The sequence below is a fragment of the Clostridium sp. HMP27 genome (assembly GCF_000765165.1).
Classification (GTDB): domain Bacteria; phylum Bacillota; class Clostridia; order Clostridiales; family Clostridiaceae; genus Clostridium_AK.
Genome location: NZ_JMFY01000031.1, coordinates 1 through 13654 on the forward strand (window position 1 = coordinate 1; position 13654 = coordinate 13654).

The window sequence follows — 13654 nt, forward strand, 5'->3', positions numbered from 1 at the left end:
CGAATCTCTTAAGACGCACCAAACATGCGCCATTAGCTCAGTTGGTAGAGCACCTGACTCTTAATCAGGGTGTCCTGGGTTCGAATCCCTGATGGCGCACCATTAACAAATTTTATATCGGGGTGTAGCGCAGATGGGAGCGCGCGTGGTTTGGGACCATGAGGTCGCAGGTTCAATCCCTGTCACCCCGACCACAAAACCTGCGGGTGTAACTCAATGGTAGAGTGCTAGCCTTCCAAGCTAGTTACGAGGGTTCGATTCCCTTCACCCGCTCCATAAATAATGAAAACACAAAGGATAAAATTCCTTTGTGTTTTTTATTGTCTTCTTTGTACTAAATGATTTGTATCAATTAGCTTAATAATAATTCTTTCTCCCTTATGACTACTTACAATTTCGCGTATAGCATTTCTAGCTCTTATAATGGCCTGCTTCATATTTATAAATTATCTTGCCACTTGCCATGTGGGTGGCACTAATATTAGTCATTATCCTCATCATTTAACATAGACTCAATTTTCTTTTGCTTTTTCTTGTTTACTATATAAAGAGTTTCAAATGCTATAAATGTAATAATAGATGACGATAAAAAGGTTACGGCTGCAACTAATAGAGTATTTATAATATCCCTCTTAAACCACTCTCCTAATTTCATATAATTAAGGGTAGTATTAATAATTGCAACAACAAGTCCAGTAACAAGGCTATTTAGCACAACAAGCTTTTGGCTGTATTTCGAAGATTCAAACAGGTCATTTCCCACCATTATATTACGAACTATGATGTATACGGAAATAGCAATAAATAAAATTACCTCAGCTGCATATTGTGAAAATGGTGCATTAAACATATATTGTTGAATTAACGCCGATAAAAGCAATCCATAAAAAAGTATTTGAAATGCATCGCTTCCTATTTTCCTTTTCTGTATTAAAATTCTTTCATCTTGAATTTTTTCTCTTTTCATCAAACTTCCTCCCAAAATAAATCATTTAATGTTTTACCAAGTGCTTTACATATTGCAATGCAGAGGTTAAGTGTCGGATTATAATTTCCTGATTCAATTAAGCCAATAGTTTGTCTTGTTACCCCCACAATTATTGCTAAATCTTCTTGTTTCATATCGCATTCCAAACGAGCAATTTTCATTCTTTTATTTTTCATATTTTCCCTCCTTATATTACATATTGTAATCCAAACATTACTCAATGTCAATTATATATTGCATTTTTATAAAAAACATAAGTAGGCTTTAAATTAAGCCCACTTATGTTTTTGTGCTATTTTTAAGTTTTGTACCCCTTACGGGAAGCCATGGCCTATCTAAGGCTCTCTTCTAACCTATAATTTTCTTGAAACCAGAGAGCTATATTTTTAATTCCTTCTTTATCCCCCTTACCCCCAAGAATAAAACTTCGTACAACATTATCAATTACGCTTATATCTACTGCAATTTTGCCCTTATCTTCTCCAACTATAATTGTTCCATCCTTCTTTCCATCACTCTTAAATATCATAGCTTTAGTATTAAAGTTGCTTTCTATAGCTCTAATATCATCGCATTGAACAAAATCACTTATTTTATCCTTTATGTTTTCTAATATTTTTTCAAAATCATCTGGATTAATTCTGCTCATATAAAACAAGCTCCTTTCTTTCAGAAATAATTAAGATTATAATCCTAATCTAGTTCCTGTAAAACTTCCTCAGAGGAATATACTTCTTTTTGCTCATAATTCATAATAACTTCAAACATTTTACCGGCTGTTTCTTCAGATATATCCTTATCAAAGAATAGCAAGGCTTTATCTCCATATGAGCTGCTCACTGCATCCTTTGCAAAAACTTTGCCTTCATGATCCGATAATATTTCTGTGATTTCTCTTCCCAAATGTGCAAACTCATCGCCCTTATTCCAAGAAACAAATCCTATAAGACTTTTAGCCTCGGAAGAATCAAATCCATTTTCTATAAGAACATCATGCCAGGTATTGCATAACAAATCATCTTTGGTCATTGTATAGCCTCCTCATTATCTTTTGTTATAGTTTTTACTTATTTCTAAAATTATATTATAGCTACTGAAATGTTCCTTCATAGATTTGCTTATACCTACCCTTTTATTTATTTTCATTCTTTTATTCTAAAATATTAGTATTGATTTTACTTACTGTAATATTTATACTAAAAATATTGAAATATCATTAGGAGGGTCTTTATGGAAAAATATAAGGTATATTTTACAGACTTAAGAACTAGACCGGGTTTAAATTTATTAGACAAGCTCGAAAGATTGGTGAAAAAAGCTGGTATAGAAGGTATTGATTTTAAAGATAAATTTGTGGCAATAAAAATTCACTTTGGCGAACCAGGAAATTTAGCCTATATAAGACCAAATTATGCTGCAAAGCTTGTAAAGTTAATAACTGAATTAGGTGGCATGCCATTTTTAACAGACTCTAACACTTTATATACTGGTAGAAGATCTAATGCAGTGGACCATTTAACTGCAGCCTTTGAAAATGGTTTTAATCCATTAACTGTAGGCTGTAACATAATTATTGCAGACGGTCTTAAAGGAACAGAGTATAGAGAAATCGAGATTAATGGTAAACACTGCAAGACTGCAAAGATAGGTTCTGCTATTGCCGATGCTGATATTGTAATCTCTATGAACCATTTTAAAGGTCATGAAATGACTGGATTTGGCGGCGCTTTAAAAAACCTAGGCATGGGTTCTGGATCAAGAGGTGGAAAACTAGAAATGCATTCAGCCTCTCAACCTAAAATAAAGAATAAAAACTGTAAGTCTTGCTCACAATGCGTAAAAAGTTGTTCTCAAAATGCTATAGAACTAGGTGAAAATAATATAGCTGCTATAAATTATAGTAAATGTATAGGCTGCGGCCAATGCGTTGCAGTATGTCAGTTCAATGCAGCACAGGTTATCTGGAATGAGTCAGCAGACACTGCTAATGAAAAAATAGCTGAATATGCTTATGCTGTTATGAAAGATAAAGAAACTTTCCATATTAATTTCATAATGAATGTTTCACCTGACTGCGATTGTTTTAATGCAAATGATTTACCTATTGTGCCTGATATAGGTATAGCTGCATCATTCGATCCTGTAGCTCTTGATAAAGCAAGTGTTGATTTAGTAAATAACGCTCCAATCATTACTGGATCTATACTCTCAGATAAACACTATCACGAAGGTCACGATAAGTTCAGTCATGTTCACTCAAATACAAATTGGGAAACTGGTTTAAAACATGGTGAAGAATTAGGAATAGGTACTTTAGACTATGAATTAGTAACCATATAAAACAAATAATCCATGGGGTCTTACCCCATGGATTATTTATTTTATATAAGACTCATATATACTTTCAATTTTTGACCAATCAATAACATTCCATATATTTTTAACATAATCAGCTCTTAAATTTTTATATTTTAAATAATAAGCATGTTCCCAAACATCTATAGTTAATAATGGCTTTTTATTTATGCTTAATGGGGAATTTTGATTTGCAGTTGTTATTATTTCTAATTCTCCATTTTCGTCTATAACAAGCCATCCCCAACCTGAACCAAAATGTCCTATTGATGAACTGTTTATCTTATCCTTCATCCATTCAATATTACCAAACTTATTATTTATAGCTTCCAAAAGTTTTCCACCTGGTGCAGTTTTAGGATTAGGTGATAAAATCGAAAAATAAAAATTATGATTTGATACTCCTCCACCTTGATTTATAACACCTTGTCTTATACTTTCAGGAATGCTGTTAACATCAGATAATATATCATCTAAGGTTTTGCCTTGTACAAATTCTCCATAACCTTCCAATAAACCATTTAGATTATTAACATATGTTTGCAGATGCTTTGCATAATGAGTTTCTACAGTTAATGCATCTATATATGGTTCTAGTTCATTATATTGATAACCTAATTCTATTTTATCAAATATCATAATTTCATCCTCCATCCTAATAATTTTTATAAGTTAAAATAACATTTTATACTTTACTTAATTTGTATACTTTTATTATACCAAACATTTTTTTATTTTACAATATTTTTATTTATTGCGTGGTGTTACCAATAAATCTTTACTTACTTTTTATATTTGCACCCCCGAGGTGACCAGCATATTGCATAGACAATTACAGTCTATTAGGATATATCCTCATTTGAATTTACAAAAAAGTAAGCATAGATATCTACCACAGTTGTGGCAACTATCTATGCTTATTATATTGTACAAAACAATCTAATGTTTTCCATCTATTTTACATGCAATAGCTTCATCATCAACATCTTTAGATATTATATCTGAATACAATTCCTTATGTCCTTTAAGCCAAGTGTTTGCATATGAACACGTAGCCGTAGTTTTAAGCCCTTTTTCTCTTAAATATTCAGCAACAACCTCCAGCATCTTTCCTGCTACACCCTGTCCCCTTAAAACTGAATTAACATAGGAATGATCAATATCTACTTCTCCATTTTCTTTAAAAACAAAGGTCGTCTCCGCCATCAATTCACCTTTTTCGTCTATGCTGTATATACGTCCATCTTCATATTTCCAATCCATATTTTCTCCTCCTTTAGATAAAAGTTGTTATTTTATATATTTTTCTAATTTCATCTCGCCTATATACTTATTGATGTTAGCCTTTTCTTTTAAATACCCTATATAGGTATTATTATAGCATATGCTAACTCAATTTCAATATAAACTTAATATATCATTCTCTTAACCCTAATTCTGAGCATAAAATAAACCGGAGACTTTTAATCTCTGTAACTTTCTATCCTTTCCGGCCCTCCTATTACTTCCCTCTTTACAACTAACACTCCATCCTTCATCACCTTTACACTCCACTTTATAAGAGCTATTTCTCCATTTTCTATTTCAATAGCACTTATAGAATAAGGCATAACACAGCAGCCGTCATTAAAGTAAGGAGTCTTTGATGGACTAGGAAACTTACTTCCGTGGGTATGTCCAGTAATTATAGGCTGATTATTTTCTTTTACCCACTCTTCGATTTTTCTATCTACTTTATCTCTTTTAGTATTACTTTTTGCAGGGCTGGTGTTATTCCTAAAACCAAAGTTGGCCTCTAAAAATCCCCATATATACCTAACAACATATTTAGTAATAAAACTTAAATTATAGTTTATACAGTCTAATTGATTTCCATGAGTAACAAAAAAGTCCAAGTTTTTATTATCCTTATTATCACTTTTATATCTAAGTATTAGCCCCTCATATATATCTAAGTTATTGTAAAGCTTACAGAGACAGCTTTCTTCTCCATTTTCATCCCTTTTCTTACATAGTTTCTTACTAAAGCTGGCTCTTTTTTTCACCTCATCATGATTGCCATAAATCATATAAAGTCTATTATGTTCTTTAAATTTTAAAAATAAATGAAAAATATCTTTATATATATCGTATATATCTTGTATTTTTCTAACTTCCCAAAGTTCATCTCCATCCCCTATTTCTATATAGGAAAATCCATTGTCGTAATAATAATTTAAAGCTGTAATGTATATATTAGAGTTTGGAAGAAAGTTGTCTTTAAAGCTTCCGTCTCCCCTATGACAATCGCTTATTAAGACTATCTTTGATTTATTATTTATTTCAATAATAGGCGATTTTTCCATTACTTTATTTAAAGTATTATTTTTAAATATGATATACCAACTCCGAAAATTATTGATACATCATTATATGCCGGTAGAAAAAAAGTGCCACCCACATGACAAGTGGCAAGTTAATTCAACTTGCCACTTGTCATGTGGGTGGCACCATAAGATTAAATGCTTCTCCTATTCATAAAATCTGACAAGGATAATTTACTAAGAACTTCATATCCCATTCCCTGCCCCAGTGGCTTAATAATAACTGTTCCCATGTTTGGAATTTCACCTACGCCAATTTCTCTTGGAAAACTGTGAGCAATAATGACACTATTGCTTCCTTCAGGAGGCTTAATTTCTAATCTTGATTGAAGAGAATGTACTATTTGCTTTTGCTCTTGTGCTGGCAAATTTCTACTTAAATTATAAATTTCAACCCAAAATGGATCTATTTGGACAGCTGCTCTTCCGAAAGCTAATTGTGCAGTTTCTATGGTTCTACAAAATGGGCTAGTTACAATTGGGTAACTAATAGGAATTCCTAAGTTACGAAGAATTTGTCCATAATAAACCGCTTGTCTTCTACCAATATCAGAAAGATTTCTTTGGGTAAAACAGTCCCTAAAATTCAAATTAGGCTGATCCTCTCCTACCGTTGCTTCTCCATGTCTAGCATATAGTATATATCCACCCTTTCTAAGTAAATCAAATAATGATTTGTTCAACTTGGCTTCTCCCTTGCAAATTTCTTACTATTTTTCCCAGGGGCCTGGCCCCTTACACATATTTTATGCTTCTATCTCCCAGGTGCTCACTGCTTTATTAAATATAAATAAATTGCTTCACCTAATTTGGGAGATTTGCATTTTACTATGGCCACAGTGGACATTCTTTTGTTGCTAAATAAACTCTTTAATTAATTTTAGAAAAATATTATACTTAAATAGTGATAATATTTTAATTGATATATTATAGATAAAAATTACTAGATTGTGGGGTTTATACATGAGAAAAAAAGATTTACTTGAATTAAAAAAACGTCTTAAAAAGGATCATTGTACCTTCACTAAGATGTGTGGCTGCTATGTTAATGGGGAAAAAAATATTATTTTAAAATTTAGAGAAACCTTTCTAAATTTAAATGAAGATGAATATTTTAAGTACTTAGAAGTTGCTAAAAAGGTACTGTCTGGAACCATTGGGAATAATATTTTAGAGCTTAACTTCCCAGTTAATGAAGATCTTATAAATGAAAAACAAATTTCTCTTATGCAGCTTAAAACCAGTCAATTAAAGAATGATGCTATACTCGATGATTTTTATCAATCCATAATAGATAATTATGATTATACTGGCAACTTTTTAATACTTCTTTTTCATGACGCATATGACGTTATTACTAAAACCAAGGATAATTCCAAGATAGATGAATCCGAAGAAGTATATGAATATGTATTATGTGCCATATGTCCTGTTTTACTTTCAGATCCTGGTCTTAGATACTTTGAAGAAGAAAACAAAATACAAGCACGTATTAGAGATTGGGTGGTTGGTGCCCCTGCTAATGGATTTGTGTTTCCTGCCTTTATTGAGCGCAGTGCAGACGTTAACTCCATTATGTATTACACAAAAAATCCAAAGGATATACATCCTGAATTGATGGAAAATGCTTTAGGTTGTTATTCAAAACAAACTGTTGCTATACAAAAGGATACATTTCAATCAATTATTAAAGATTCCTTTAGCGCTGATGAAGAGAAGGCTAATAAAGTTTTTATGGACATACAAGAAAACTTAAACACTATGATAGATGAACACAATTCCATATATGATGATACAGATGCTGAACCTATAGCCTTAACAAAAAATGATGTACAAACCCTTTTAATAGAAAGCGGAGTTCCTGAGGAACTTACTACTAGGATTGAAAAGTCCTATGTTGAATGCTTTGGGGATGACCTTCCTTTAGCAGAAAATTTAATTGATGCAAAGGTACTTAAGGCAAATGAGCAGAGAAAAAAGGAAGAAAACCTTAAAAAACAAGTAGAAGTACTTCAAGCTAGACTGGAGCAAATTAAACAAGAAGCCGCTGTAGACAATGAAACTCCCCTATCTACAGAAGTTAATGATGTTGAAGCTAATGATGATAATGCAGCTTTGGAAGAAACTTTAGGAGAAGTTTTAGAAACTTCTTCAGAAGAAAACTTAGAGGGTGCTTTAGAAACTGATTTAGAAGGAACTCTCGATACAAATTCAGCAGATAGCAAAGTTACTCCTGACTATGATGTTATACTTCAAGTAAAGCCTGAAAAAATACCTGAAATAAAATCTCAAATCATTGATGGCCAAAGATGCATAGTTATTCCTATTAATGAAAATGAACAAACTACAGTTAATGGCTTGGATGACCTAATTTAGTTCCTAGAATGGGGCCTCGCCCTATTCCAATGAAAATTTTAAGCCAATGCTTATGAGATTAAGCATTGGCTCTTTACTATTTACTTTCTATTTCTTTTATCATTCTCTCAGCGGAAGAAACAAATTGAGAGCTTGGATAGTTTTTTATTACCTTCTTAAAGTACACTAGTGCATTAGCATTATCATTAAGTTCTTTATAACTGTCCCCTAATTGATAAGTAAGCCAAGGCATAAGACTTGCGTCTGGCTTAATCTTATAAGACATCTGTAGCTTTGGCAAAGCCTTCTCATAATTTCCTTGTTTATATAATCTATTGCCTTCATTATATATGTCCCATATTTCCTTCGTAGTTAACTTAGATCCATCAACATCTTTACTAGTCTGATCTTGTCCAGATTTTGTGTTATCTGATTCTTGTTTGATATCTTTATCATTTTCATTTTTCTCTTTAGTATCTTTATCATCTTTATTGGATACATTGTTTTCATTATCTAAAGTTTTATTATCCTCATTTGATTCGGTATCTTCTTTGTCCAATTTTTCATTATTCTCATTTGATTCGCTATCTGATTTATCTAAGTCATTATTTCCCTCTGAAATTTGCTCTGTACTTTTCTTTGAAAGATCTACTGTGCTATTGTCAGCCTGGCTCTTTTTAGGACCATCACCAAGAATTAATCCAATCCCGTAGCCTATGATAAAAATAGCTACAAGCACAAAAAGGGTTGAAATTATTATGATGTTCTTTGTTTTTGCATTTTTCTTTTTAGTCACTTAATTACCTCCCTGGAATTCTTAATACAACTGATAATTTTATAATAATATTATGGATTTAATATGAATGCGTACAAAATTTATTCTAAATAATTATATATTCTTTTTAATAAAAAATCATAACCTTGCTAATAACATTAATTAAATAGTTATATCTGAAATAAACTGGTTTAAATTACCATAGGCATATCTCTTGTATAGTAGCTTTATATATGTTATTATATGTTTGTAGCAAATAACAAATATTTGTTAATAACTATACTTTCTGAAATGCTCGTTAAGCTCTTATTTTGAACCTACATTTAAAATTCGGGAGTTCAATATTTAGATGCGGAAATGTACCTTCTTGTGAGTCCCCATGGGGCATTGAAGTCGATTGAAACATCTGTGAGGACACCCACCTATCGAAGGATAGGTGTCAAAATTAGAGTACCGGTATTTTGGATATATACTTAGAAAATTTAAGCCAATGCTTTCATAAGCATTGGCTTTTTGATTTATAAAAAATCTTATCAATATGTTGTTCTTTAACACAATCTGTTACATTAGTTGTTTTAAACCTTTATGCTCAATTCAAATATTTATACGTTTTTAATCTTTTTTCTCATTTCACTCTAGCTGGCTTACCCCCATTGGTGATTAAAGTCACGGTACAACCTTTTAGTAATTGCTATAATAAGTTAAAAGGCTTGCTTTAGTCGCAAGAAAATAAAGCATCAATTTACTGAATGGAGTGATTTTCAATGAAAAAAACAAGAGTTAATTTTAATAAAATGTATTATGGCTTCCCTATTTTTCTTATAAGCTTTTACGATGAAAATGGTGTGCCTAATGTCACTACCCTATCCTCTTCTTACACATTAATGGATATGGTAACCCTAGGCTTTGGAAAAAAGGGCTATGCAATAAATCAAATTAAAAATGTGAAGGACTTTGTAATCAACATACCTGATAAAAAGATGATGCAGCAAATTGACTTTTGTGGATTTATTTCAGGTCATAAAACTAAAAAGTTTGATTTTGTAAATTTAACTCCAATAAAGTCTGAACTCGTAAATGCACCAATAATTGAAGAGTGCCCAGTATCTATTGAATGCACCTTAACGAACATTATAGAAACTGATGATTTTCCTAATATCACAAACATTTTAGCAAAGATTAAAGGAAGAGTTGTTGATTCTTCGCTTTTAGATGAAGAAGGTAATTTAATTTGTGAAGAACTAAATCCAGTCTTATATGTGGGAGATGGGGCAAAACGTGCCTATAGATATACTGAAAAGGGAACTATGGATTCTCCTAAATCATTTTTATAATAGCAAAAAGGGGCTGCATTAGTAAAACTTCAAAGTTTATATCAATACAGTCTTATCTATATACCCTAAAGAATAAATATATAATGTAAATATATTTTAGAGGTGAATGATGAAAACTGTTGTGATAAAAGAAATAGAGGGTTATGAATTAGATTCTATCTATGAACTAAACCTTAATAAAAATAGACTTAAAGACTGCTGTGGTTGCTGGAGCTGCTGGTGGAAGACCCCTGGAAGATGCATAAATAAAGATTTGGATGAATTTTATTCTAAGTACCTAGAAGCAGATAGAGTGATTATATTTTCTAAGGTTACAAAAGGTTTTGTAAGCGGAAATTTAAAAAGCCTTTTGGATAGGATTATTCCTTTGTTTATTCCTTATATTGAAGTGTCAAAGGGTGAATCAATGCATGTGCCCAGGTATGATAAATATCCTGACATAGAATTTTATTATGATGGTAATTTTAAAACTGATGAAGGTGAGCAAATTTTAAAAGACTATATTTATCGTACTTTTGATATGTTTGAATCAAAGAATGTTACAGTTAAAAAAATCGAAGAGTATAGGGAATAATTTAGCGGAGGGATATATGAGTACAATAATTATTAATGGTTCTCCTAAAGGACAAAATGGGAATTCTGAAATCTTTATTAAGCATTTTATAAGCGGTATGAAATCTCCCTGTGAGATAAGGTATATTATCAAGGAAGATCATAAAACTCTTGCACAATATGTTAAAGATTTTGATACTATTATCTTTGTACTTCCACTTTATATCCATAGTATGCCTGGAGTTACTATGCGATTTATTGAGTACTTAGAGCCTGCAGAGCCTTCTGAAAATAAATCTATAGGTTTTATTTTGCAAGGTGGTTTCCCTGAATCAAATCAATACAAATATGCAGAAAGATACTTTGCTTCACTTTCAAAGGAGCTTAATAGAACTTATTTAGGAACCGTAATTAAAGGCAACTCAGCAGGGATTTATATGATGCCTAGCTTCATGACGAAAAAACTATTTAACTCATTAAAAGGATTAGGTGAAATATATGAGCAAACTCACAGCTTCGATAAAACTATTATTGAGGATTTTAAAAAGCCACAGGAACTTAAGGGATTTGAGCTTACAAAGATGAAGTTTGCTGCTAAGTTAGGATTAAACAAAGTATTCTGGGATAAATTTTTGAAAGAAAATGGTGCTTATGATAAAAATTTTGATAGGCCCTTTCTATAGAGCTTTATAGCTCAAAGTATGGAGTAAACCGGGAAGAGTATAGGACTCTTCCCTTTTTTATATTAACTAAGGTCTAGTTTGATATTCTACTACATACTTTCCATCTACTTCAGATACATTTAAAACCTTAAAGCCTTTCTTTGCTAGCTTTTTAGATGCAGTGTTAAATTGCTTTTTATCACGATATGTTCTTTCAGTTAACTTTTTCATAAATTATCATTCCTTTCCCCTAGGTCTAAATATATTATCATATCTAGTATTGTATCCTTTTTATTGATTTATAATAATATAAAAAATCAATGAAATTCATCTGTACTCTTTTTCACCATTTACAAAACAATATAAATGTTGTAAGCTAATAATGAGTAAACACTCATTATTAAAAAGTTATTACTTATATCAATTTATCTATAGGAGGAATCAAACATATTATGGACTTTTCAAAGGATGAAAATGCAAGTTTAATAGAAAGCCTATTTTTAGAAGGAAACTTTTCCGAGGAAGAAATTACAAAAAGACAGTGGCAGATAATAGAGGCTGCAGTGAAGGTTTTTTCAGAAAAAGGCTTTGGCCAAAGCAGAACCAGTGAAATTGCTAAAGAGGCAGAAGTAGCAGAAGGAACTATTTTTAGGTATTACAAGACTAAGCAGGATTTACTTATGGGACTTGTAATTCCTATAATTGTTAAGTTTTTTAGGCCCCTAGTTATTAAATCTGCAGAAACAATTATAAAGAATGAAAAAGATAAACCTATAGACGAGGTAATAAAAGATTTATTTATAGATAGGTTAGCTCTTATAGAAAAAAACTTTCCACTTATTAAAACTGTTTTTGTGGAAGCCATGTATCATCCAGAGTTATTAGAAACTATTCAAAGGGATATTGCACCTAAGGTTATCCCCTTTATAAGTGCCTTTGTGGAAGCAAACATAGAAAAGGGAAATTTTAGAGATGACATAGATCCAAGTGTTATAACAAGGACCATGATTAGTATGCTTATGGGTTATATTTCTCTAACGGGTATGTTCCCTGAGTTTTTCCCTAAAAAAGAAGGCAAAGAAGAAGATATAAAAAATATGGTAGATATATTGCTTAATGGCATATTATCTAAGAAATAAAAGGAGTGTTTATGTTGTCAAAAAAGAAAAGTATCAAAATTATAGCCTCCCTACTGGCATTAGCATGCCTTTCAACCTTTTTTATAATGAAAAATGCTAATAAGGATAAAGATAATGAATACATATACTATGGTTCAGCAGAAGCAGATAAGATAAACCTCTCTGCAGAAATCAATGGAAAAGTTAAAGAGCTAAAATTTAAAGAAGGAAATAAGATTAAGCCAGGAAACTTAGTTGCAATTATAGACCCAAGTGAAAGTGAACTAAAACTTCAAAATGCTGAAATTGGTATAAAAAGTGCTGAAAATCAATTAGGAAAAGTACAAGATGGAACCAGAGCAGAAGAAATAAAAGCTCAAGAAGCTGCAGTGAGACAAGCCCAGGCTTTAGTTGCACAAGGAGAAGCCTCTGTTCAATCAGCCAAGGATAACGTTGATGCTGCAAAGAAAAATTATGATTATAGAAAAAAGATTTACGATGATACGACAGCTCTATATAAAGAAGGAATAGAGTCAAAATACAATATGGATGCAGCTAAGAACCTCTTTGACAACGCTTCAAATACATTAAATACTGTTAATAGTTCCATAAATTCCGCTAATGCTCAGCTAAATAGCTATAAAGCACAGCTGGATGCTGCCAAAGAAAAGTTAAACCTGCTTATAAATGGAGCTACCAATAGAGATAAAACCTCTGCCTCTTATGAAGTAGAAAAAGCTAAAAATAGTTATGAACTTTCTAAAATTGTACTGGATAAAAGCAATGTAATATCTTTAGCATCTGGAACCATAGAAACTATCAATTATAAAACAGGAGAATACGTGGCACCAGGAAGCCCTATAGTCACATTACTCAATACTGAAAATATGTGGGTAAAAATATATGTGCCAGAAAAAGTACTTCCTAGCATTAAGCTTGATAAAGAAGTAACTATGAAAAGTGATTTTCTTGAAGGTAAAACTATAAAGGGTAAGATAAGCTATATTTCCTCAGAGGCAGAATTCACCCCAATGAATATAGTTACTAAGAAAGATAGAGCAAAGCTTGTATATGGAGTGAAAATAAAAATAATAGATAACTTAGATATAGTTAAACCTGGAATGCTCTTTGATGTAAATTTAAAATAATGGG

The 13654-nt window shown here is 31.6% G+C and carries 17 protein-coding genes, 3 tRNA genes and 1 other RNA gene; 11 read left to right on the top strand and 10 right to left on the bottom strand.

Annotated elements, in window-relative coordinates:
- The first annotated feature begins 26 nt into the window (after nt 1-26).
- The 3 genes from DP68_RS13570 (at nt 27) to DP68_RS13580 (ending at nt 276) form a co-directional block, all read left to right on the top strand.
- Nucleotides 27-102 (top strand) — tRNA-Lys (locus DP68_RS13570).
- Nucleotides 103-118: 16 nt separating this feature from the next.
- Nucleotides 119-194: transfer RNA gene (locus tag DP68_RS13575), tRNA-Pro, on the top strand.
- 8 nt (nt 195-202) lie between these two features.
- Nucleotides 203-276: transfer RNA gene (locus DP68_RS13580), tRNA-Gly, on the top strand.
- 205 nt (nt 277-481) lie between these two features.
- Here the strand turns inward: DP68_RS13580 and DP68_RS13585 are convergent.
- The 4 genes from DP68_RS13585 to DP68_RS13600 all read right to left on the bottom strand — a co-directional run bounded on the left by DP68_RS13585 (nt 482) and on the right by DP68_RS13600 (nt 2017).
- Nucleotides 482-967, bottom strand: coding sequence for a DUF6773 family protein (locus DP68_RS13585; protein ID WP_035310423.1), 486 nt, complete (start codon nt 965-967; stop codon nt 482-484).
- Complete coding sequence (locus tag DP68_RS13590; protein ID WP_035310425.1) at nt 967-1164, bottom strand: helix-turn-helix transcriptional regulator; 198 nt, start codon at nt 1162-1164, stop codon at nt 967-969. The genes DP68_RS13585 and DP68_RS13590 overlap by 1 nt, the downstream gene beginning before the upstream one ends.
- Before the next feature lie 155 nt (nt 1165-1319).
- A complete protein-coding gene (locus tag DP68_RS13595; RefSeq protein ID WP_035310427.1) occupies nt 1320-1637 on the bottom strand; it encodes a hypothetical protein in 318 nt (105 codons plus the stop codon).
- Between the two features lie 44 nt (nt 1638-1681).
- Entirely contained in the window at nt 1682-2017 is a 336-nt protein-coding gene (locus tag DP68_RS13600; RefSeq protein ID WP_035310429.1) for a hypothetical protein, read from the bottom strand.
- A gap of 201 nt (nt 2018-2218) precedes the next feature.
- Between DP68_RS13600 and DP68_RS13605 the strand changes: the two genes are divergently transcribed.
- Nucleotides 2219-3328, top strand: a complete 1110-nt coding sequence (locus tag DP68_RS13605) for a DUF362 domain-containing protein (RefSeq protein WP_035310430.1) — start codon at nt 2219-2221, stop codon at nt 3326-3328.
- 36 nt (nt 3329-3364) lie between these two features.
- On the opposite strand, the gene DP68_RS13610 is transcribed toward DP68_RS13605, so the two are convergent.
- The 4 genes from DP68_RS13610 to DP68_RS13625 all read right to left on the bottom strand — a co-directional run bounded on the left by DP68_RS13610 (nt 3365) and on the right by DP68_RS13625 (nt 6389).
- Nucleotides 3365-3979, bottom strand: coding sequence for a superoxide dismutase (locus DP68_RS13610; protein ID WP_035310508.1), 615 nt, complete (start codon nt 3977-3979; stop codon nt 3365-3367).
- A 303-nt stretch (nt 3980-4282) separates the two neighbouring features.
- On the bottom strand, nt 4283-4606 hold the full coding sequence (locus tag DP68_RS13615; protein ID WP_035310431.1) for a GNAT family N-acetyltransferase: 324 nt from the start codon (nt 4604-4606) through the stop codon (nt 4283-4285).
- 200 nt (nt 4607-4806) lie between these two features.
- Nucleotides 4807-5688: a metallophosphoesterase gene (locus DP68_RS13620; protein ID WP_035310432.1), complete on the bottom strand. Its 882-nt coding sequence runs from the start codon at nt 5686-5688 to the stop codon at nt 4807-4809.
- Between the two features lie 152 nt (nt 5689-5840).
- Nucleotides 5841-6389 (bottom strand): histidine phosphatase family protein, encoded by a 549-nt coding sequence (locus tag DP68_RS13625; RefSeq protein ID WP_035310434.1) that lies wholly within the window; start codon nt 6387-6389, stop codon nt 5841-5843.
- Nucleotides 6390-6669: 280 nt separating this feature from the next.
- Here DP68_RS13625 and DP68_RS13630 point away from each other — a divergent pair, with 280 nt between their 5' ends.
- On the top strand, nt 6670-8082 hold the full coding sequence (locus DP68_RS13630; protein WP_035310436.1) for a DUF4317 domain-containing protein: 1413 nt from the start codon (nt 6670-6672) through the stop codon (nt 8080-8082).
- A 76-nt stretch (nt 8083-8158) separates the two neighbouring features.
- Here the strand turns inward: DP68_RS13630 and DP68_RS13635 are convergent, their stop codons facing one another.
- Nucleotides 8159-8857, bottom strand: a complete 699-nt coding sequence (locus DP68_RS13635; RefSeq protein WP_035310438.1) for a tetratricopeptide repeat protein — start codon at nt 8855-8857, stop codon at nt 8159-8161.
- Between the two features lie 259 nt (nt 8858-9116).
- Between DP68_RS13635 and ssrS the strand changes: the two genes are divergently transcribed.
- From ssrS to DP68_RS13650, 4 genes are all read left to right on the top strand, one after another.
- Nucleotides 9117-9308, top strand: a non-coding RNA gene (gene ssrS, locus DP68_RS19300) — 6S RNA.
- Between the two features lie 292 nt (nt 9309-9600).
- Nucleotides 9601-10170, top strand: coding sequence for a flavin reductase family protein (locus tag DP68_RS13640; RefSeq protein ID WP_035310440.1), 570 nt, complete (start codon nt 9601-9603; stop codon nt 10168-10170).
- Nucleotides 10171-10279: 109 nt separating this feature from the next.
- Nucleotides 10280-10744, top strand: coding sequence for an NAD(P)H-dependent oxidoreductase (locus tag DP68_RS13645; RefSeq protein WP_035310442.1), 465 nt, complete (start codon nt 10280-10282; stop codon nt 10742-10744).
- A 16-nt stretch (nt 10745-10760) separates the two neighbouring features.
- Entirely contained in the window at nt 10761-11405 is a 645-nt protein-coding gene (locus tag DP68_RS13650) for an NAD(P)H-dependent oxidoreductase (protein WP_035310444.1), read from the top strand.
- A 66-nt stretch (nt 11406-11471) separates the two neighbouring features.
- Here the strand turns inward: DP68_RS13650 and DP68_RS19695 are convergent, their stop codons facing one another.
- The gene (locus DP68_RS19695; RefSeq protein WP_204599601.1) at nt 11472-11615 is read right to left on the bottom strand and encodes a hypothetical protein; all 144 of its coding nucleotides are present in this window, start codon (nt 11613-11615) and stop codon (nt 11472-11474) included.
- 221 nt (nt 11616-11836) lie between these two features.
- Between DP68_RS19695 and DP68_RS13655 the strand changes: the two genes are divergently transcribed.
- Both DP68_RS13655 and DP68_RS13660 read left to right on the top strand, forming a co-directional pair.
- Nucleotides 11837-12523 (top strand): TetR/AcrR family transcriptional regulator, encoded by a 687-nt coding sequence (locus DP68_RS13655; RefSeq protein ID WP_035310446.1) that lies wholly within the window; start codon nt 11837-11839, stop codon nt 12521-12523.
- An 11-nt stretch (nt 12524-12534) separates the two neighbouring features.
- On the top strand, nt 12535-13650 hold the full coding sequence (locus DP68_RS13660; RefSeq protein ID WP_035310447.1) for an efflux RND transporter periplasmic adaptor subunit: 1116 nt from the start codon (nt 12535-12537) through the stop codon (nt 13648-13650).
- Nucleotides 13651-13654 lie beyond the last annotated feature (4 nt).